Raw genomic sequence first — 19,743 nt, forward strand, 5'->3', positions numbered from 1 at the left:
AGGCCGAAACGATTTTCAGGATAACAACATATGCATGTAGTCAATGACAAACAGTACTTTAGCGGCAAGTGCTTATGTGGCGCGGTGCAATTTGAATTGCATCTCAACCGGATTAAAATGATCTATCGTTGTTATTGCAGTCTATGTCGCAAGCAGAGTGGGGCAGCCTCCAATGCCTCTACCGTTGTGCCGACTGGTGCATTCCGGTGGCAGCAGGGCGAGCAATTGATTCAGACCTATGTCAAGGAGACGGGCTTTACCAGTTGCTTTTGCAAACAGTGTGGTTCTCCTGTCCCGAATGCCTTAGGCAGTAAGCCAGAGATTATGTGGATTCCTTTGGGCTTGCTTCAGGAACAGTTCACCCCTGAACTTGAGTTAAACTTTTGTGTAAATTCCAAAGTGAGTTGGGCGGAGACACATGAAGTGCTTCGGGTATTTGATGAGTTGCCCGATTTGAATGAATTGGAAAATTATTTTGATATGAATCGATAGTCGTTACCTTTATTAAAAAAGCGTTGCGATGAGAGATGAAAAAGAAAGCCGAACTGCAAAGTTCGGCTTTCTTTTATTTAGAAATCATAAGAAGTCTGTAAGAAAATGGTTCTTGGTTGCCCTACATATTTACCCCCAGTTGAATCTGATGAACGGGTATAATATTGCTTATCAAACACATTCTTTATCCCGCCGGCAATTTTTAAGCCTTTAAGCTGATTACTGAAATCATAGCCTGCACGTACTGCAAAGGTTGAATAACCCGGAATATCACCTGTACGACCATCCGCGGTCTCTTCAACCTGATAAATATCACCTGAGCCTGGCGCATGTTGTTTCGACTGGGCAAACATATCGGCATTGACCGACCATTGATCTATTTGATAAGCCATTCCTAAATTGCCGACATGGCGTGAGTAGTAGGGAAGATCTTTACCTTCAAACTTTCCTGCTTCGGATGTTGCTTTGGTAAAAGTATAGTTACCATAGACTTTCAAGCCTTCCAGTACATCTGCCAGTTGTCCGAAATCATAACTGATCCCAGTTTCAACACCTTTATGACTGGTTGCACCCAAGTCTGTCCAGATCCCTGTCCCAATATTATCAGGTCGTTCTAACATCAATTCCTTATCGAAATCTAAATAAAATACAGTGAACTCTGCGCTAAGCCCATTTCCAAAGTACTTGGTTCCGATTTCATAGTTTTTCGATTTTTCCGGATGTAAGCCATCTAATGTCGTCACTGCAGTATTGTTACCATTTACTGTTTTAGTGCTGACCAACTGATTATATTGTTGGGGACCAAATGAGACGCCCGCATTGGCAAAGAGATTCCAGTTTTCACTGGCTTTATAAAGCACCGATAAACTTGGCAAAAACTCATCTGATTTGATTTTTGGATGAACCGTATTGATTGCAACACCTTTTTGATAGGCAGTGAAATCATTATGTGTATCAATCGACTCGAAACGAACACCTGGAGTAATAACCCAATTCCCCATACCAAAACGGTTGTCAATATAGATAGCATGTGCTTTGGTACCGCCGTCACTGGTAGTATTGGCGATACGCTCTCCCGGAGTACCTGTGATTGTATTGTATGGATCTGTACGTCCTGAAAATTCGGAACTTTCTTCTTGTAAGTAACGATAGCCAACCGTGACTTCGTTATCCATACCAGCCCAGCTATAGGCACGTGAGTAACGTGGCTCAATCCCAAAATATTTATAGTCACGCGGTGAGTTGCTAATACGGCTGGTGCCTGTTGTACCAATTGACTCTAAATCGCTGGTACGGAAAGAATCGACGTAATAGCCCAATACTTCAAAGTTATTGAGTTCATCTTTATGGCTGTATTTGACAGAAATATCAGAACGACGGCCCGCGAAATAATTACGGTTTTGATTCGATTGATAAGGATTGTCAGCAAATTGTGCGGCAGTTAAACCTTCTGGCATTTCACCACGACCTTCATAATGATGCAGATTGATAGCAATGGCATCCTGATCGGTCCATTGGTAGACCGTTTTTAACATGACATCATCGATATCAATTTTATTATTGGCTTCTCGATAGCCATCACCTTTGGTCCCTGAATAGAGTAAGGCCAAACCTAAGCCGTTATCTAGGGTGCCACCAATAAATAGATTAGGCGTATATTTGAGCTGATCTGTTCCTGTTGCAAACTCAGTGGTTAAGCCAACTGAACCTGAAAACTCTTGTGGTATGGCACGTGTACTAAAGTTAATGATTCCACCCACGTTCTGTGGCCCAAAACGGACAGAACCTGCGCCACGAACCACATCTACAGATTCAATATTGCCCATCGACACAGGGGCTAAAGATAATTGCGGTTGACCATAAGGCGCAAAAGAAAGCGGAACACCATCCATAAGTACAGTAGAGCGAGGCGATAAACGAGAGGTGAGGCCACGCACACCAATATTTAAGGAAACATCACTGCCGCCGGTACCATTGCTGTCCTGCACTTGAACCCCGGGAATTTGTTTTAATGCATCACGAATCGAGGTGGTTGCGATTTCATCCAAGCGTTTACGATCAATAATGCTTCGTGCGCCGGCATGTTGCTGTACCTTTTCTGCATTGGCATTTTCCAGCCAGTTTCCCTGGGCTTTAACAGAAATAGTTGCAAGTGTTTGAGTCTCAGTTGAGGATTCCTCATTGGCAAATGTTGTATGAGAAATTCCACTGAATAAAATCGCAATGGCAAGGCTCAGGGGAGAGGGTTGAAAATCTTTAGATGAAGCAGAATAGGTGGCAGGTTTCATAAGATGAGTAAATGCTGTAAATTTCCCCGAATCTTAATCGCTTACGTAAAGAAATAAAATAAGAACGATTATCACTTATAACTATGAGATGAGTTAAGTTAATTGTTTTTTTGCTAAAGATATTTTTGGCTATGTCAAACGTCAAAAAACCGTGTTTGAGCACGGTTTTTCTAAAATGACGAATTATTTAAACTGGATCGAACCATTGGCACTGACAGTAATTTTTGATTCGCCCGCAGCCATGTCCTGCGCGGGAGCTGCTTCTGCCATCGCAAATTTTGCCATACCGCCACGCGCCATCGGTTGCGGGAAATAATTACTGGTATTCAGGTTGAGACTGACCAGATTGTATTGGGCTTTGTTCCATGCCTGAGTAATGGCCTGCGCACGTTGCTGGAAATTTTTTGATGCTTCAATCATCAGCTCGTTTTCGACTTTTTTACGTTGTTCATCCGACACGGTAAAGTTGATCGACTGGGTCTGGAAGCTTTGCTGTAATTCACTGATCAACTGGCTTGCGGCCTTGAAGTCTTTACTTTCAAGCTGGATCTCGGCGCGGGCACGCCATTCTTTCAGTTTATTGCTGTCATTGTCATAAACGGGATAGGTACTTTGTGTACCGGTTTCGACCTTGACCTGATTGTATTTACGTGCAATTGCTTGCGCCTGATTCATCAGCTGATTGATCTGGTTAGAGAGTTCAGCCGGTTGTTTGTTGCTTTTTTCAATATACAGGACGGCACGCATCTCATCATTTGCAACCTGGCGCGATGCATCTGCCTGAATATTTACAATGTTATAGTTCAAGTTTTCTGTCTCATGGGCAAACAGTTTTGGGCTGAGGGCCGCCCCGATCATCAATGTAGCAAGTGCTAAAGTGCGCATAAAATTGTCCTTAGAATTTGATATCGAAAATTTATTTTTTACAGTTTTGATATTAAAAAGAACTGATGGTGAACTTCTGCATATTTTGTGGTGACTTTGTAAGGGATTAGCAGTGTTTTGCAACAGGAAAAATAAATGAAAAACTTTAAAAATTAGATAATTAGATCGATTGATTTGACCATTTATCTAAAAATGCAATCAGGATTTAAAAAAGCTTACTTTCTTTCGCTTGTCACATAGTATGATCATAATTCATCATAGTTGTTGGAATGATACATTTTTTCAATAAGATTAGATCAATGTCAGGCATAAAAAGTGTTTATTTTCTTGCAAAATTAGGTATCATCTCGCTCCTAGTTGAAAGATATAAAATTTGTGTCTCACTAGATTCTAAAAAGCACCGAGTCAAACGACCGCAAGTCACCAGACTTATTTCTTTCACCCATATCAGAGATGGTAATTCGATATGAGCGTTACTTCCGTAAATCCTGCCGCTAATGCAACCAACGAATATTATCTGACTCGCCAAAGTCAGATGGAATCAAATGTTCGTAGTTATCCACGTAAATTACCGTTAGCGATAGCGAAAGCACAAGGCTGCTGGGTTACTGATGTTGAAGGTACACAGTACCTTGATTGTTTAGCTGGGGCAGGAACATTGGCTTTGGGCCATAATCATCCTGCGGTGATTCAAAGTATTCAAGACACATTGGCAAGTGGTTTGCCATTGCATACTTTAGACTTAACGACTCCTTTAAAAGATGCGTTTACTGAAGCGCTGCTGGCATATTTGCCAGGCGGTAAAGAAGAGTATTGCTTACAATTCTGTGGCCCAACAGGCGCAGATGGTACAGAAGCAGCAATTAAGCTTGCAAAAACTTATACGGGTCGTAGCTCTGTGATTAGTTTCTCAGGTGGCTACCATGGTATGACCCACGGCGCGCTTGCAATGACAGGTAACCTGAACGCGAAAAATGCGGTCAATGGTTTGATGCCAGGCGTGCAGTTTATGCCATATCCACATGAATATCGTTGCCCACTGGGTTTAGGTGGTGAAGCTGGTGTTGATGCTTTGACATACTACTTTGAAAATTTCATTGAAGATGTTGAAAGCGGTGTAACCAAACCTGCAGCTGTCATTCTTGAAGCGATTCAGGGTGAAGGCGGTGTGGTGACTGCGCCAGTTAAATGGTTGAAAAAAATTCGTGAAGTGACTGAAAAGCACAACATCGTTTTAATTTTGGACGAAGTTCAAGCTGGTTTTGCACGTTCAGGTAAAATGTTTGCCTTTGAACATGCAGGAATCGAGCCTGATGTTGTGGTGATGTCGAAAGCGGTGGGTGGTAGCTTGCCATTGGCTGTGTTAGGTATTAAACGTAAGTTTGATGCATGGCAGCCAGGTACACACTCAGGTACATTCCGTGGCAACCAACTTGCGATGGGTACAGGTCTGGCATCACTGCAAGTGATCAAAGAACAAAATCTGGCTCAAAATGCGCAAGAGCGTGGTGACTTCTTACAAGCTGAGTTGAAAAAACTTGCACAAGAATTCCCATGTATCGGTAACGTGCGTGGTCGTGGCCTGATGATCGGTATCGAGATCATTGATGAGCGTAAACCTGCTGACCGTATCGGTTCTCATCCTGCGGATGCTCAGTTGGCAGCAGCGATTCAAGCCGCATGTTTCAACAATAAATTATTGCTTGAGAAAGGTGGTCGTAACGGTACAGTCATTCGTTTGCTTTGTCCGTTAATCATCAACCAAGACGAATGTGTTGAAGTGATTGCTCGCTTCAAGAAAGCGATTGCTGAAGCATTAAAAGCAGTACGAGGCTAATTCATGGTTGATTTTGCAGAACATCGTAAAGCGTTACTCTGCAATGATGCTCAATCTATTGCTGACTATCAGTCAGCAATGGGCGAGGCGGTAAATGCCGTTTCAGCATGGTTGCAAAATGACAAAATGTACACAGGTGGCAGCATCAAGGATTTGCGCGCAGCAATCTCTTTTGCGCCTTCAAAACAAGGTTTGGGTGTACAGCAGTCATTACAACGTATGGTTGAGCTTTTCCTCAACAAAAGCTTGAAAGTCCATCATCCACATTCACTGGCACATTTACACTGCCCAACCATGGTGATGAGCCAGATTGCGGAAGTGTTGATCAATGCAACCAACCAGTCGATGGACTCATGGGACCAAAGCCCAGCGGGTTCTTTGATGGAAGTGCAGTTGATTGACTGGCTTCGTCAAAAAGTCGGTTATGGTGCAGGTCAGGCGGGTGTGTTCACTTCGGGTGGTACGCAATCTAACCTGATGGGCGTATTGCTGGCACGTGACTGGTGTATCTCGAAAAACTGGAAAGACGAAAATGGCAAGCCATGGTCGGTTCAGCGTGATGGTATCCCTGCAGATGCAATGAAAAACGTCAAAGTCATCTGTTCTGAAAATGCGCACTTCTCTGTGCAAAAGAACATGGCAATGATGGGCATGGGCTTCCAGTCGGTTGTGACTGTGCCTGTTAATGAAAATGCCCAAATGGATGTCGATGCACTGGAAAAAACCATGGCGCATCTTCAGTCTGAAGGAAAAATCGTTGCATGTGTGGTTGCGACTGCAGGTACCACAGATGCTGGTGCGATTGATCCACTCAAGAAAATCCGTGAAATTACTACCAAGTATGGTTCATGGATGCACATTGATGCCGCTTGGGGTGGTGCACTGATTCTTTCAAATGACCATCGTGCAATGCTGGATGGTATTGAATTATCAGACTCAATCACGCTTGATTTCCATAAGCATTATTTCCAAAGCATTAGCTGTGGCGCTTTCTTGTTGAAGGACGAAGCCAACTATCGCTTTATGCATTATGAAGCAGAATATCTTAACTCTGCTTATGATGAAGAACATGGTGTACCTAACCTGGTGTCTAAATCATTACAAACGACCCGTCGTTTTGATGCATTGAAATTATGGATGACCGTTGAAGCATTAGGCGAAGAGCTGTATGGTTCAATGATCGATCATGGTGTGAAATTAACACGTGAAGTTGCTGATTATATTAAAGCAACAGCAGGTCTGGAATTGCTGGTTGAACCACAATTCGCATCAGTTCTGTTCCGTGTAGTACCAGACGCTTATCCTACTGAATTCATCGATAGCTTGAACCAGAACGTTGCAGATGAACTGTTTGCACGTGGCGAAGCGAATATTGGTGTGACTAAAGTTGGCAATGTTCAATCATTGAAAATGACCACTTTAAGTCCGGTTGCAACACTTGAAAACGTTCAGAACTTGCTTGCACTGGTGCTTGCAGAAGCTGATCGTATTAAGGATGCAATTGCTGCGGGCACTTATGTTCCGGCCATCGATTAATCGATCGTTCCATAAAAAAGGCACCTCGGGTGCCTTTTTTATTGTCCAAAAATTTCTTTATTAAGTTCTTGTGTTGGTTTTGCAACGTTTATGCACAAAATATGCATCTTGAATCTAAATCAGAAATAATTATGCATGAAGTGTGGATGGCAAATTCCATATTGTATTGATAGACCCTCAGTGTCTGTGATGCATTGATGTCATTCAGGATCGCGTTTACTTGACTTATATTCCAATCATAGACGCGGACAATAAAGCGGAAAAGACAGTTAAGATCAGGAAAAGAAATGCAACAAGTGAATATGCAAAACGAATTTAAACTTATTATTGACGGTCAATCTTGTTTAGGCGAACAAGGTGAACTTGAGATTATTAATCCTGCGACAGGTTCAGTGGCAGCACATTGTGCCAAAGCCTCCGTTGCTCAGGTGAATCAAGCCATTGCTGCAGCAAAGCAGGCCTTTAAAAGCTGGCAGCGCTGTCCGCATGAAGAACGTAAAAATATACTTAACAAAATTGCCGATGGTATCGAAAAGCATGCTGAAACTTTGGCTGAGCTGGTGGTATTGGAACAGGGCAAGCCATTGGCATTGGCGCAAATGGAAGTGCAGGGTGCGATTGGCTGGACCCGTTATACGGCAAGTCTGGACTTACCGGTTGATGTCCTGGAAGATAGCGAACAGAAACGTATCGAGCGTCATTATCAACCCTTGGGTGTAGTGGCTTCAATCACACCATGGAACTGGCCGCTGATGATTGCCGTCTGGCATATCATGCCTGCCTTGCGTGCAGGCAATGTGGTGATTAATAAGCCTTCTGAATTTACGCCTTTAGCCACTTTAAAGCTATGTGAAATCATTCAGCAAGAAGTGCCGGCAGGGGTCATCTCGATCGTGGTGGGAGATGGAGAAATTGGTGAAGCACTCTCCACGCATCCGGACGTACAAAAGGTGGTATTTACCGGTTCAACCAGAACTGGTCAACACATTATGTCCGGTGCAGTAAAGACCTTAAAACATTTAACACTAGAGCTTGGCGGTAATGATGCCGGGATTGTGTTGCCTGATTCGGATCTGGATCAGATTGCACAACGGATTTTCAACGTTGCATTTTTAAATGCTGGACAAACCTGTGCTGCTTTAAAACGTCTGTATGTGCATGAAAGCCAATATGATGCTTTAGCACAAAAACTTGCAGATATCGCTAAGGCACAGATTGTAGGAGATGGCATGGCATCGGAGACCACTTTCGGGCCTGTGCAGAACCAGATGCAATACCAGAAGGTTAAAGCCTTGATTGCTGATGCCATTGCCCAGGGGGCGAACGTTCTATCGGGTGATCAGAGCTTACCTGAACAGGGTTATTTTATTGCCCCGACGATTTTAACTGATGTGGATGAAACATGCAGAGTGGTACAGGAAGAACAGTTTGGCCCGGTGTTGCCGATTCTGAAATATACCAGCATTGATGATGCCATCGCGCGTGCCAATGCCTGTGAGTTCGGCTTGGGTGGCTCAATCTGGTCAACTGATCTGAAAGCGGCACAATTCTATGCAGCACAACTTGAATGCGGCACCGTCTGGATCAATACCCATGCGGAAATTGTGCCGCATGCACCTTTTGGTGGCTGGAAAATGTCGGGTGTTGGTGCTGAATTCGGTATGGAAGGATTACTGGAAAATACCATCGGGCAAACGCTGCATATCAATAAAGTTTAACTTTTATAATATGTTAAGGCGGATTCAATATCCGCCTTTTTTGAGCCTCACTGTTCCTCGGCTTAGGTTGCTGGGTGGTAACTCGGGCTTTTGCCTTTGCTCATGAAATGATTCTGTTCCTTGATCTTTTTTAACACAATGTAAGATTTGATATGGCCAATAAAATGATAAGACAGTAGCCGCTCAGTCACAAACTGCGACAGCTGTTCCAGATTTTCTGCCACTACTTTTAAAATAAAATCGGCATCGCCACTAATTGAAAAGGCATCCTGAATATTGTCTTCTGCTTCAATTAACTCCTGAAACGCTTGCTGCGACTTGGCTTCATGGATACGCAGATTAATGTGAATCATCGCGGTGACTTCCAGACCTAAAGCCTGTTGGTGGATGCGTGCTGCATAACCCAGAATCACACCTTTCTGCTCCAGTAATTGGCGTCTTCTTGAGCATTGAGATGCGGATAAACCGATTAAATCGCCAACTTCCTGATTGGTGAGCCGTCCATTCTTTTGTAATGCCTGAATGATTTGCCAGTCGAACTTATCCATTGCATAAAATCCTTTTATGATACACAAATATTGTATTTTTATTAAAATCCGTTTCCATTATGCACGAAATCTAAAACACAGATGAAATATTATTTTTCTATGGAATAAAAAATTGACTTGAAAGGATGTAGCGCAATGTTCATAGAAATCGGTGACTTTTTAAATCTTCGTCTAAAACAAATGGGTATCCTGCATCTCTTTGGTGTACCCGGTGATTTTAACCTGTCTTATCTCGAACAAGTAGAAGCAGACTCACAACTCGAATTTATCGGCAATTGTAATGAATTAAATGCGGCCTATGCCGCAGACGGCTATGCACGGATCAACGGTTTTGCGGCCTTGACGACGACGTATGGTGTGGGTGACTTAAGCGCGATTAATGGCATTGCCGGTGCTTATGCCGAAAATGTACCTGTGGTGCATATCTCGGGTATTCCACCGTTGCATGTGGTTCAGAAGGGTACCTTGGTGCACCACACGCTGGTGGATGGCAATTATGACAATATCATGAACTGTATGAAAGAGTTCACCGTGGCACAAACCCGTTTGACGCCTGCCAATGCTGCATTTGAAATTGACCGTGTGTTACGTCAGTGTTTTATTGATCGTCGTCCAGTGCATATCCAGCTCCCTTCAGATATTACCCATGTCAAAATTGAAGTGACAGACCGTCCATTGGATTTATCCTATCCAGCGGTTGAGCCAGAGCTGCTACACAGTGCTGTGGCGAAACTATGTGAAGTGATCGGTGCTGCTCAACATCCAGCTTTGTTAATTGATAATGAAGCATCCGTATTTGGGGTGACTTCATTGCTGAATGATTTATCGCAAAAATGTTCGATTCCTTTTGCCAGCATGCTCACGGCAAAAAATATTATGGATGAAGGTTCACCCCGTTATGTGGGAACTTATGTGGGGGGCGCGAGTCAGCCGCATGTCCGCAATACCATTGAACAATCAGACTGCCTGATTGGAATCGGCGTCCGTTTTTCCGATGTCGGTACGGGTGTGTTTACCCATCAGATCGCCACTGAACATTATATTGAAATCAAACCCTATGCCTTGACGATTTTTGGTCAGGATTATCCTGGAATTGAGATTGGACAGCTTCTGGTTGAACTGAATAAGAAAGTTGCACCACGTAAACTTTCCAAGCCGATGCTGGAAAAACAACTCTTAACAGCAATTGATGTCCCTGAACAGCAAAAGTTGAGTCAGGATATTCTCTGGAACGCAGTGGCTGATTTTCTTAAAGAGGATGATGTCATTATCGGCGAGGTGGGAACTTCCAATTCTGCGCTGGCAGGTTTAAAGCTCCCGGCAACGGCCAAATATATTGCCCAGCCACTGTGGGGTTCGATCGGTTATACCTTGCCAGCCTTACTGGGCAGTTTGCTGGCGGCCCCGGAACGTCGTCAAATCCTGTTTATTGGTGATGGTTCATTCCAGCTAACCGTACAGGAACTTTCCACCATTATCCGTCATGATCTCAAGCCGATTATCTTCCTGTTGAATAATGGCGGCTATACCATTGAGCGTTTGATCATGGGAGAAAATGCAGCTTATAACGATATTCAGAACTGGCACTATACCCAGATTCCTGGGGTATTTAATGGCAAGCATCAATATAAGAGCTGTGTGGTTGAAACTGCAGGTCAACTTAAACAGACTCTGGACAGTATCGAGCAATTTGATGGTCTGACTTTTATCGAATTAAAACTTCCTGCAATGGATGCACCGCTGAGCCTGAAAAAGTTTGCTTCGGTGATTGCGCGCTTTGACTATGGTGATCGCGGCTATGAAATTCTCAAACAGCGCGCTCAGACCACGCCCTGTCAAAAAGTGATTTCTTTCTAGATCAGCGATCAGGCAGGAACAATCTTCAAATTTATAAATTGATAAGAAAGCGAACCAGATTCGGAGCCAGACTTTTGGCTTCGAATTTAACGCTGCATAAAGGTGTACAGGATGTGACACACACATTGGAGATAAGTGATGGATGTAGACAATAAACATGATTTAAAACAGGGTTTATCCAATCGGCATATACAGCTGATTGCATTAGGCGGTGCGGTCGGCACAGGCCTGTTTCTGGGTATCTCCCAAACCATTAAACTGGCAGGACCTTCGGTTCTGCTGGGTTACGCACTGGCTGGCGTGATTGCCTTTTTAATTATGCGTCATCTCGGTGAGATGGTGGTCGAGGAACCGGTCAGTGGTTCCTTTAGTTATTTTGCCAATAAATACTGGGGTCCAATGGCGGGCTTTATGTCGGGCTGGAATTACTGGGTGTTGTATGTGCTGGTGAGTATGGCGGAACTGAGTGCAATCGGTACCTTTATACAGTTCTGGTGGCCTGAACTGCCCACATGGATCACGGCCTTATTCTTTTTTATCCTGATTAATGGCATCAACCTGGTGAATGTCCGCTTCTTTGGCGAGTCCGAGTTCTTATTCTCCTGTATCAAGATTATTGCCATCCTGAGCATGATCGGTTTTGGATTCTATTTACTGGTCTCTGGCAGTGCAGGCCCCCAAGCAAGTGTGGCCAATTTGTGGCAATACGGGGGATTTTTCCCGAATGGCATGCATGGCTTCATCATGTCGATGGCCGTGATCATGTTTGCTTTCGGTGGTCTTGAGCTGATCGGGATTACTGCGGCCGAGACCAAAAATCCAGATAAAACCATTCCTAAGGCGATAAACCAGATCGTCTACCGGATCCTGATTTTTTATATCGGTGCGATTGGGGTATTGCTGTGTTTATTTCCATGGAATCAACTGGCGGAAGGAGGCAGTCCCTTTGTACTGATCTTCCAGTCCTTAGATAGTCATGGGGTCGCCAATGTGCTGAATTTTGTGGTACTGATTGCAGCAATTTCAGTCTATAACAGCTGTATTTATTGTAATAGCCGTATGCTGCATGGTCTGGCAATGCAGGGCAATGCGCCTAAAATCCTGCAAAAGGTCAATCGCCGTGGTATTCCAATGGCGGCAGCAATTGTATCTGCGTCCGTGACGGCACTTTGTGTGGTGGTGAATTACCTGATGCCAGGCAAAGCCTTCCAGTTTCTCATGATGCTGGTGGTGGCGGCGTTGGTGGTGAACTGGTTAATGATTTCCTGGACCCATCTTAAATTTAGAAAAGCCATGCAGCAGCAACAGCACATCACCAAGTTCAAAAGTATCTTAACGCCATGGAGTAATTACCTGACCATTGGTTTCATCTTTGCGATTTTACTGATCATGAGCCTCACCCCAGATATGCGGCTTGCCGTGATGCTGGTGCCAATCTGGCTGGCGCTACTGGCATTGGTCTATGTGCTGAAGTATAAGAAGAAAGAAGTGTTGTCGACGCAAGCTCAGCCAAATATTTAAAACTGAGTCGATTTAAACCTAGAGAAGAGGAGTTCAACTATGAACTCCTTTTTATTTGGGGCAGGGTAGATCATGAGGCCATCAATTCAAAAGTCAGATTTTTCCCAAAGACGCGATTTTTCTGAATCGGACGCTTATGTGGGGATGAGCTGTGCGATTGATGAACAGAATGTGAGGGCGGTGCTCAGCCATAGATGAGTCATGTTCTACCTCCAATAGCTAGAGATAGGCTTTAAAAGGGCTGATGGAAAATAGTGGCGTGCTATTGTCAGCGCTAGCAACACCATCAAAAAGGCGGAAACTTATCCTGTACCAGATGAAGTTGTAGTCCGTGTTCCAAATAGGCTTTTAAACCATCTAATACAGTGGTGAAGCCACCGGTACTATCAATAATAAAAGCAATCAGTTCTTCGCCTTCTAAAGGAATATTGTAGTTGTGGATAGTGAGATAGGTCTGTGATTCATTGAGTGCTTCAAATTTAAAGTCCACGGTCGTGCTGGGTTCACCCCATTGAATCTGGATCAGTTCATTTGCAATGATGTTTGTCACTGTGACTTTTGTTGACACTTGGTATTTTTCCCAGGTCCAGATCACGGTATGACCTTGTTCGAGTTTTCCCGTGGAAGCGCTAAACCAGAATTTTGAGGTGATTTCCGGATCAATAAAGGCTTCAAACACCTTGGAGACCGGCTGACCAATCATCATTTGTGTTGTAATTGTGACAGGATTTGGCATTGCAGCTGACCTTTTTTAGACGGAATTGTCATAAAACATATATAAACTGGCGTTTTCACCCAACAGGTTTTTTGTTAATTAAATTTTTTTAGTTGGTTATAAAATTTAATTAAATTAAGTGGTTATGTTTTTATTCTTTATGATTTATGACAAATCTGAAAGCTAGGCTGAGATTTTATCAGCGATAATTTTCTAAAAAATTAAGGGGGAATATGACCATCACAAAAGCGTCATAAAGTTGTCACTTAATTGTCATATTATCTGCTCAAAATGCAGTTAACCAAAGTACAACACTTGACTTGAAAAGAGTTGTAAATCAAATTGCATAAATGAGAGAAAACAGAATGCGCTTAAATCCACGTCACATCGCAATTGCATTAGCTGTATCTGGGGCAACTGTAGCAACGACTGCAAATGCAGCTCGTGATACGATTCAAATTGCTGGTTCATCTACTGTATTACCGTTTGCAAGTATTGTTGCTGAAGAGTTTGGCAATACATTCCCTCAATTTAAAGCACCTGTTGTTGGCTCAGGCGGTACGGGTGGTGGTTTGAAACAATTCTGTCAAGGTGTTGGCGATAACACCATCGACATCGCAAATGCTTCTCGTCAAATCAAAGATTCAGAATTAGATGCATGTAAAAAATCTGGCGTAAACCAAGTCCAAGAAATCAAAGTGGGTTATGACGGCATCGTATTTGCATCAAACGTTAAAAAAGCGGCGTATAAATTAAAACCAGTGCATGTGTTCATGGCTTTATCTGCACAATTACCTTCAAACGGTAAACTGGTTCCAAACCCATATACAACCTGGAACCAAATCGATAAATCATTACCAAATGAAGCCATTACTTTGGTGATTCCAGCGTCTAACCACGGTACCCGTGAAGTGTTCCAGGAAAAAATGGTAGATGCAGGTTGTGAAGCATTTGATTACTACAAAGCTTTAAGCAAAGATGATCAAAAGAAAGCATGTTCAACTTTCCGTAAAGATGGCCGTGTGATCGAAATTGCAGGTGACTATACTGAAACATTAGCGCGCCTGAAAACTTCTCCAAATGCTGTGGGTGTATTTGGTCTAGGTTTCTATGATTCAAACCGCGATAAATTACGTGTCGCGACAGTAAACGGCGTGACACCATCAGAGAAGACAGTTCTGGATGGTAGCTACCTGGTTTCTCGTCCATTATTCTTCTACGTGAAAGGCGAACACTTGAAATCAATCAAAGGCTTGCCACAATTTGCAGAATTCTTCTTGAACAAGAAAATTTCTGGTAAAGGTTCTAAATTAGAAAAAGCTGGTTTGATTCCTTTAAGCGATAAAGAGCGCGCAAAAATCCTAGCTGATTTCAAAGCAGGTAAATCAGTTAAATAATATTGTTAAAAGGGAGGCTGGTGAGACTTAGGTTCATCAGCCTTTTTGTCTAGCTAAGTTTTTTCAAATCATGAAAATTGGGAAAACAGTGGAGATTACATGAATCTGCTACTTATCGGTGTGTTATTAGCCCTTGTGGCAATTGCATATCAAATCGGGCTGAGCAAAAGCCGTAACCTAGCAGGTAAGGGAAATAACTCAGCAGCACTACATTCTCGTCCAGGGTATTATGGGGCATTGGTTGCGCTGTGGTGTGGTGTTCCTGCTTTTTTAATTTTGATTATTTGGAACTTGGTTGAGCCAAGTGTTTTACAACATATTATTTTTAATAATATCCCTGCTTCTGTAAGTTCAACTTTAGATGCGGCGGGACGTGATGTATTAACCAGCCGTGTACAAGCACTGGCTTCTGGTTTTGGGGTAACTGATCAGCCAGCAGCTTATGAGCTAGCAGCAGCACAAGAGCTTTCAAAATTCCAGACCATTGGTTCTTTTGCCAAATTAGCCGTGGTGATTAGTGCTGGACTGGCGGGGCTGGTTTGGGCAAAACGTCATGTTAGTCAACAATTCCGCGCACGTAACCAAGTTGAAAAGGCAGTTAATGTTGGTTTGATTTTATGTTCTGGCGTCGCGATCCTGACCACGATTGGTATCGTGCTGTCCATGCTGAATGAAGCATTACACTTTTTCCGTTTCGTCAGTCCTTTTGATTTCTTCTTTGGTACCGAATGGAGCCCAGGCTTTAGCACATCTGGTAACGCAGAAGGAAGCTACGGCATTTTACCCTTAATCTGGGGTACCTTAATGGTGAGTGGTATTGCACTACTCGTTGCTGTACCAGTCGGATTGATGATCGCGATCTATTTGGCAGAGTATGCGTCTCCTAGTTTACGTGCTTGGGCAAAACCAGCGATTGAAGTATTAGCGGGTATCCCAACGATTGTTTATGGTGTATTTGCCCTGATGATCATTGGCCCATTCTTCAAAATGTTAGGTGAACAAGTCGGCTTACATATCAATGCGACCAGTGCACTGACCGCAGGCTTTGTAATGGGCATCATGATTATTCCATTCGTTTCTTCACTTTCAGATGACATCATTACACAGGTGCCACGTGCATTACGTGATGGTTCTTTAGGCTTAGGGGCAACCAAGTCTGAAACTATTCGCCAAGTGGTTTTACCTGCGGCTTTACCCGGAATTGTTGGGGCATTCCTGTTGGCCGCTTCTCGTGCGATTGGTGAGACCATGATTGTGGTATTAGCAGCAGGGAATAGTCCATTACTGCATGTGAATCCTTTAGAAGCCGTTTCGACAGTTACCGTAACGATTGTGAACCAATTAACTGGCGATACTGACTTTGCCAGCCCGCAAGCATTGGTGGCATTTGCCCTAGGTCTAACGTTGTTTGTCATTACTTTGGGTCTAAACATTATTGCACTGTATATCGTGCGTAAATATCGTGAGCAATACGAATGAGTTCATCAAATACAACTTCTATGGATGCGTTAGATTCAAAAGTAGCTGCTGAACAACGTGAACAGCGCAAAAGAAAAATCCAGAGCTCTTTGGCTAAGCGTCATCGTCAGGAAAAGGCATTTCGTTTTGCTGGTTTCTCTGCGGTTGTGATTGGTCTTGCTTTTGTCGCTTTACTTTTCGGTAGTATTTTAAGTAAGGGCTTACCAGCATTTTGGCAAAATAGCCTAACTGTACCTGTATATTTTGATCCAGCAATTATCAATGCGGGTGCAAAACCAAAAATAACAGCAGGGGAAACACCTGCACATTTCGAAGAGCGTATGGTGGCTTGGCAAACAGAGATGGGTATGGTGGATTGGGATGCCCTGATCGTGAATGGCATTGTTGCTAAAGATAAGGCTTTAGAATCTCAACGTGATGAGTTAAGTAGTTTGTATACCAGCTCTGAAACCTATCGTCTTCGAGATATGGTGCTTAAAGATCCATCTTTAGTTGGCACTAAAAAAGAAATTAAATTTTTGGCAGATGCGAATGTTGACGTCTGGTTAGCAGGAAATATTGATCACTCTTTACCTGATGATCAACAACAGTTAAGCCCAGAGGTTCGTCAGCTTGCAGATAAGTTAAAAGCACAAGGCGTTATAACAAATACCTTTAATACCAATTTATTCTTTAGCCCAGACTCTCGTAGTTCTCCCGCAACCAGTGGTTTGGCGGGTGCATTTATGGGCTCACTGTTCATGATGCTGATCGTGATTGTGATCTCTATTCCGATTGGTGTTGCAAGTGCGATCTACCTTGAAGAGTTTGCGCCAAAGAACATGATGACCGATATTATTGAAGTTAACATCAACAACTTGGCTGCTGTTCCTTCAATTGTGTTTGGTTTGTTGGGTGCAGCGATCTTTATTAGCTGGATGCATTTACCATTATCTGCACCGCTAGTGGGTGGTCTGGTACTGAGCTTAATGACTCTGCCAACTGTGATCATTACCACGCGTGCATCTTTAAAAGCGGTACCACCTTCGATTCGTCAGGCTGCTTTGGGTCTTGGGGCTTCAAAGGTTCAAACTATTTTCCATCATGTTCTGCCTTTAGCATTACCAGGGATTTTAACTGGTGCAATTATTGGGGTGGCGCAAGCATTAGGTGAAACGGCTCCATTATTATTAATTGGTATGAGTGCCTTTGTTGCAAGTGTTCCGACAACGCCATTAGATCAGGCGACTGCATTACCTGTACAAATTTATTTATGGCAAGGTAATGAATTACGTAACTTCTTTGAAGGGCGTACAGCAGCAGCGATTATTGTGTTACTTGCACTCATGATCAGTTTAAATGGCCTTGCTATCTGGCTCCGTAAGAAATTTGAAGTGCGTTGGTAATTGAGGAGAGTACAATGAATACGATTGATATTATGAACGCCGTAGAAAAGGATAAATCAGTGAATCCACAGCAAACAGAATTTACGTCATCTGAAGCGCAAGTTAAGCAATCAAATACTGCATTTGTCTCTCAGTTCGAAACGGCGGCTTCAACTAAGAAACCACAGACAAGTGAAGTGAAAATCAGTACCAAAGATGTTCATGTGTACTATGGTGAAACTGAAGCAATCAAAGGGATTGACCTAGATGTTTACCAAAATGAAGTGATTGCATTCATTGGGCCATCAGGTTGTGGTAAATCGACTTTCTTACGTACCCTAAACCGTATGAATGACACGATTGATAGCTGTCGGGTAACCGGTAAGGTGACACTCGATAATCAGGATATCTATGATCCAAATCTTGATGTCGTTTTACTTCGTGCACAAGTGGGTATGGTATTCCAGAAGCCAAACCCATTCCCGAAATCTATTTTTGATAATGTTGCGTATGGCCCTAAATTGCATGGTTTGGCGCGTGACAAATATGATTTGGAAGAAATCGTAGAAAACAGTTTGCGTAAAGCGGGCTTATGGGAAGAAGTCAAAGATCGTTTAAGTCAGCCGGGTACTGGTTTGTCGGGTGGTCAGCAGCAACGTTTATGTATTGCTCGTACCATTGCGGTGAGTCCGGAAGTGATTTTGATGGATGAACCCTGTTCAGCACTTGATCCAATTGCAACAGCAAAGATTGAAGAACTGATATCAGAACTTTCAGAGCAATATACCATTGCAATCGTCACCCACTCGATGCAACAGGCGGCACGTGTATCGGATCGTACGGCCTATTTCCATTTGGGTGACCTGATTGAAGTCAACTCAACCGAGAAAGTATTTACTCAACCTGACCATCAGTTGACAGAAGCCTATATTACCGGTCGTTTTGGTTAAGCAAAGCCAGTTCAATCAAAGAGCCTATGGGCTCTTTTTTTATTATATAAATGAAAATGAATCTATTTTGCAAATTCACTATTGAATTTTTATTCAGCAGGCCACATCTTAGATGGATAAAGCCGAACTTATAGAGCACTTACTGTATGTTATTCCATTTACCCAAATTTCCCGCTGAAATTCGTATTAGTCATCTCAATGCGCGTGTGAATGAACAAAGAAAAAAAATTGCACAAACAACAGCGTCTCGTCTGGAATTACTGCAACTGGTTCAGCAACTTGCTAAAGAAGCAAAAGTGCGCCGCAAGAATGATCAAAAGATTTACGTGCTCGATTTTAAAGGCGATGTACAGGCTTCTGCTGTGGATACCATTCGCGAAGAAATCACTTTAATCTTGGCAACAGCAAAAGCTGGACATGATCGTGTCGTGGTGCGTCTGGAAAGCCCGGGTGGCATGGTGCATGGTTATGGGCTGGCAGCAGCGCAACTGGTGCGTTTACGCGATGCTGGCTTTCATGTCACGATCTGTGTAGATAAAGTGGCGGCAAGTGGTGGCTATATGATGGCGTGTATTGCCAATGAAATCATCTCGGCACCATTCGCGGTGGTAGGTTCAATTGGTGTCGTTGCCCAAGTTCCTAACTTTAACCGTCTGTTAAAACAACATAATGTTGATTTTGAATTGTATACCGCAGGTGAATACAAACGTACCGTTACCATGTTTGGGGAAAACACCCCGGAAGGGAAGGCGAAATTCGAAGAAGAACTCCAGCAAACCCATGCCTTATTTAAGCACTTTGTTGAGAAATATCGTCCTCAACTGGATGTTGCTAAAGTTGCAACGGGTGAGCACTGGTATGGTGAAGATGCCCGCGAGTTAAATCTGGTGGATACCTTGCAGACCTCAGATGAATATTTGCTGAGCCTATTGCCAAAGCATGATATCTATGTAATTAACACACGTAAACGCCCAACATTTGGTGAAAAGCTGGGCCTACAAGCGGCACAAATGGCTGAGAGTCTTATACCGGCGGTAATGGGTAAAATTACAGATAGTCTTGCGAAGGCCAATAGTACCCTTGTACAAATGCGCGATCTAAAATTCTAATTTGAGTCTACTTCAAAAAACCAGCCAGATCAGGCTGGTTTTTTATA

General features: G+C 43.2%; 15 protein-coding genes. 11 read left to right on the forward strand and 4 right to left on the reverse strand.

The window, feature by feature from the left end; translation table 11 throughout:
• Positions 1 to 30 precede the first annotated feature (30 nt).
• Positions 31 to 492 (forward strand): GFA family protein, encoded by a 462-nt coding sequence (locus IEV39_RS00680; RefSeq protein ID WP_005288142.1) that lies wholly within the window; start codon positions 31 to 33, stop codon positions 490 to 492.
• A 77-nt stretch (positions 493 to 569) separates the two neighbouring features.
• Here IEV39_RS00680 and IEV39_RS00685 read toward each other — a convergent pair whose 3' ends face one another.
• Together IEV39_RS00685 and IEV39_RS00690 are read right to left on the reverse strand one after the other, a co-directional pair.
• Positions 570 to 2,780 (reverse strand): TonB-dependent receptor family protein, encoded by a 2,211-nt coding sequence (locus tag IEV39_RS00685; RefSeq protein WP_005288139.1) that lies wholly within the window; start codon positions 2,778 to 2,780, stop codon positions 570 to 572.
• A gap of 183 nt (positions 2,781 to 2,963) precedes the next feature.
• Positions 2,964 to 3,665 (reverse strand): SIMPL domain-containing protein, encoded by a 702-nt coding sequence (locus IEV39_RS00690; RefSeq protein WP_005231744.1) that lies wholly within the window; start codon positions 3,663 to 3,665, stop codon positions 2,964 to 2,966.
• A 466-nt stretch (positions 3,666 to 4,131) separates the two neighbouring features.
• Here IEV39_RS00690 and IEV39_RS00695 point away from each other — a divergent pair, with 466 nt between their 5' ends.
• The 3 genes from IEV39_RS00695 (at position 4,132) to IEV39_RS00705 (ending at position 8,756) form a co-directional block, all read left to right on the forward strand.
• Positions 4,132 to 5,502 (forward strand): diaminobutyrate--2-oxoglutarate transaminase, encoded by a 1,371-nt coding sequence (locus IEV39_RS00695; protein ID WP_005231743.1) that lies wholly within the window; start codon positions 4,132 to 4,134, stop codon positions 5,500 to 5,502.
• Positions 5,503 to 5,505: 3 nt separating this feature from the next.
• A complete protein-coding gene (locus IEV39_RS00700; RefSeq protein ID WP_005288135.1) occupies positions 5,506 to 7,038 on the forward strand; it encodes a pyridoxal phosphate-dependent decarboxylase family protein in 1,533 nt (510 codons plus the stop codon).
• A 287-nt stretch (positions 7,039 to 7,325) separates the two neighbouring features.
• Positions 7,326 to 8,756 (forward strand): aldehyde dehydrogenase family protein, encoded by a 1,431-nt coding sequence (locus tag IEV39_RS00705; protein WP_005288131.1) that lies wholly within the window; start codon positions 7,326 to 7,328, stop codon positions 8,754 to 8,756.
• 62 nt (positions 8,757 to 8,818) lie between these two features.
• On the opposite strand, the gene IEV39_RS00710 is transcribed toward IEV39_RS00705, so the two are convergent.
• Positions 8,819 to 9,304 carry an Lrp/AsnC family transcriptional regulator gene (locus IEV39_RS00710; RefSeq protein WP_005288129.1) on the reverse strand — a complete coding sequence of 162 codons (486 nt, stop codon included), beginning with the start codon at positions 9,302 to 9,304 and terminating at the stop codon, positions 8,819 to 8,821.
• Between the two features lie 135 nt (positions 9,305 to 9,439).
• On the opposite strand from IEV39_RS00710, the gene IEV39_RS00715 reads away from it, so the two are divergent.
• Together IEV39_RS00715 and IEV39_RS00720 are read left to right on the forward strand one after the other, a co-directional pair.
• Positions 9,440 to 11,161: an alpha-keto acid decarboxylase family protein gene (locus tag IEV39_RS00715; protein WP_005288125.1), complete on the forward strand. Its 1,722-nt coding sequence runs from the start codon at positions 9,440 to 9,442 to the stop codon at positions 11,159 to 11,161.
• 138 nt (positions 11,162 to 11,299) lie between these two features.
• Positions 11,300 to 12,682 (forward strand): amino acid permease, encoded by a 1,383-nt coding sequence (locus tag IEV39_RS00720; RefSeq protein WP_005231736.1) that lies wholly within the window; start codon positions 11,300 to 11,302, stop codon positions 12,680 to 12,682.
• Positions 12,683 to 12,968: 286 nt separating this feature from the next.
• Here the strand turns inward: IEV39_RS00720 and IEV39_RS00725 are convergent, their stop codons facing one another.
• The gene (locus IEV39_RS00725) at positions 12,969 to 13,418 is read right to left on the reverse strand and encodes an SRPBCC family protein (protein ID WP_005288122.1); all 450 of its coding nucleotides are present in this window, start codon (positions 13,416 to 13,418) and stop codon (positions 12,969 to 12,971) included.
• 344 nt (positions 13,419 to 13,762) lie between these two features.
• Here IEV39_RS00725 and IEV39_RS00730 point away from each other — a divergent pair, with 344 nt between their 5' ends.
• The 5 genes from IEV39_RS00730 to sohB all read left to right on the forward strand — a co-directional run bounded on the left by IEV39_RS00730 (position 13,763) and on the right by sohB (position 19,696).
• Positions 13,763 to 14,794: a substrate-binding domain-containing protein gene (locus tag IEV39_RS00730; protein ID WP_005288119.1), complete on the forward strand. Its 1,032-nt coding sequence runs from the start codon at positions 13,763 to 13,765 to the stop codon at positions 14,792 to 14,794.
• A gap of 99 nt (positions 14,795 to 14,893) precedes the next feature.
• The gene (gene pstC, locus IEV39_RS00735; protein WP_004770234.1) at positions 14,894 to 16,273 is read left to right on the forward strand and encodes a phosphate ABC transporter permease subunit PstC; all 1,380 of its coding nucleotides are present in this window, start codon (positions 14,894 to 14,896) and stop codon (positions 16,271 to 16,273) included.
• Complete coding sequence (gene pstA, locus IEV39_RS00740) at positions 16,270 to 17,658, forward strand: phosphate ABC transporter permease PstA (RefSeq protein ID WP_005288116.1); 1,389 nt, start codon at positions 16,270 to 16,272, stop codon at positions 17,656 to 17,658. The genes pstC and pstA overlap by 4 nt, the downstream gene beginning before the upstream one ends.
• A 14-nt stretch (positions 17,659 to 17,672) precedes the next feature.
• Entirely contained in the window at positions 17,673 to 18,587 is a 915-nt protein-coding gene (gene pstB / locus IEV39_RS00745) for a phosphate ABC transporter ATP-binding protein PstB (protein ID WP_004770231.1), read from the forward strand.
• A gap of 146 nt (positions 18,588 to 18,733) precedes the next feature.
• On the forward strand, positions 18,734 to 19,696 hold the full coding sequence (gene sohB / locus IEV39_RS00750) for a protease SohB (RefSeq protein ID WP_005288111.1): 963 nt from the start codon (positions 18,734 to 18,736) through the stop codon (positions 19,694 to 19,696).
• Positions 19,697 to 19,743 lie beyond the last annotated feature (47 nt).

Origin of the sequence: Acinetobacter courvalinii (assembly GCF_014635545.1) — a bacterium.
GTDB lineage: Bacteria > Pseudomonadota > Gammaproteobacteria > Pseudomonadales > Moraxellaceae > Acinetobacter > Acinetobacter courvalinii.

Coding starts and splice junctions, on each gene's coding strand:
- IEV39_RS00700 (WP_005288135.1), top strand. CDS start 5,506: ATGGTTGATTTTGCAGAACATCGTAAAGCGTTACTCTGCAATGATGCT.
- IEV39_RS00695 (WP_005231743.1), top strand. CDS start 4,132: ATGAGCGTTACTTCCGTAAATCCTGCCGCTAATGCAACCAACGAATAT.
- pstA (WP_005288116.1), top strand. CDS start 16,270: ATGAGTTCATCAAATACAACTTCTATGGATGCGTTAGATTCAAAAGTA.
- IEV39_RS00725 (WP_005288122.1), bottom strand. CDS start 13,418: ATGCCAAATCCTGTCACAATTACAACACAAATGATGATTGGTCAGCCG.
- IEV39_RS00690 (WP_005231744.1), bottom strand. CDS start 3,665: ATGCGCACTTTAGCACTTGCTACATTGATGATCGGGGCGGCCCTCAGC.
- IEV39_RS00720 (WP_005231736.1), top strand. CDS start 11,300: ATGGATGTAGACAATAAACATGATTTAAAACAGGGTTTATCCAATCGG.
- IEV39_RS00710 (WP_005288129.1), bottom strand. CDS start 9,304: ATGGATAAGTTCGACTGGCAAATCATTCAGGCATTACAAAAGAATGGA.
- IEV39_RS00705 (WP_005288131.1), top strand. CDS start 7,326: ATGCAACAAGTGAATATGCAAAACGAATTTAAACTTATTATTGACGGT.
- IEV39_RS00730 (WP_005288119.1), top strand. CDS start 13,763: ATGCGCTTAAATCCACGTCACATCGCAATTGCATTAGCTGTATCTGGG.
- IEV39_RS00680 (WP_005288142.1), top strand. CDS start 31: ATGCATGTAGTCAATGACAAACAGTACTTTAGCGGCAAGTGCTTATGT.
- IEV39_RS00685 (WP_005288139.1), bottom strand. CDS start 2,780: ATGAAACCTGCCACCTATTCTGCTTCATCTAAAGATTTTCAACCCTCT.
- pstC (WP_004770234.1), top strand. CDS start 14,894: ATGAATCTGCTACTTATCGGTGTGTTATTAGCCCTTGTGGCAATTGCA.
- IEV39_RS00715 (WP_005288125.1), top strand. CDS start 9,440: ATGTTCATAGAAATCGGTGACTTTTTAAATCTTCGTCTAAAACAAATG.
- sohB (WP_005288111.1), top strand. CDS start 18,734: ATGTTATTCCATTTACCCAAATTTCCCGCTGAAATTCGTATTAGTCAT.
- pstB (WP_004770231.1), top strand. CDS start 17,673: ATGAATACGATTGATATTATGAACGCCGTAGAAAAGGATAAATCAGTG.